General features: G+C 51.2%; 1 protein-coding gene. It reads left to right on the forward strand.

Going from position 1 to position 640, the window contains the following annotated elements; all coding sequences use genetic code 11:
* The coding region (locus tag NW858_RS11335; protein WP_414520522.1) for a phage holin family protein at positions 1-355 on the forward strand (355 nt) is incomplete at its 5' end.
* Positions 356-640: the final 285 nt, after the last annotated feature.

Consider the following 640-nt stretch of genomic DNA (forward strand, 5'->3'; position numbering starts at 1 on the left):
AAGTATGGCAGCTCTTTTGGCCACCTGGCTGATGTCAGCCTTGAGCGTGATGATTTTGGCTTGGCTTTTGCCCGGGATCCACGTCTCCGGGTTTGGAGGTGCCTTGGTAGCGGCACTGGCTATTGGGCTAGTCAACAGCTTGGTGAAGCCGTTTCTGCGGTTGATCACCCTGCCGATTACAATCCTGACGCTAGGTTTGTTTTGGCTGATTTTAAACGGCATCTGCTTAGCCATTGCCGACTTCTTGGCCGGAGATGCTTTCAACATCGACAACTTTGGTTGGGCGTTTGTCGGTGCCATCGTGCTCTCCCTTGTCAGCGGCTTGGTTCAGCGCATCTTCGAGCAAGCCAACTAGGCTTCAATTTCTCGTGAAGGGATAAAACCTTTCAGCATCCTGTGATCCAGCAAGCGACTGGTTAGGATCCCTCCTAGCCAGGGAGGTGTTTCCATACTTGGCTTAATGCTGGAAAATCCATTATAGGTAGGTTTCAACTCTGAACCAAGAACTGGGATATTTGTGCGCTCGCACAAGCCGGGATAAAGTCCTGCCAGGCCACCTCGAACCTCTCTTCAGCAAGATTGTATCCCGCTAGCCCTCTATCTTTGTTGCTGACAACCACAGCCACTCGAAATAGGAAAC

The organism is Synechococcus sp. H55.10 (assembly GCF_047502715.1).
GTDB lineage: Bacteria > Cyanobacteriota > Cyanobacteriia > Thermostichales > Thermostichaceae > Thermostichus.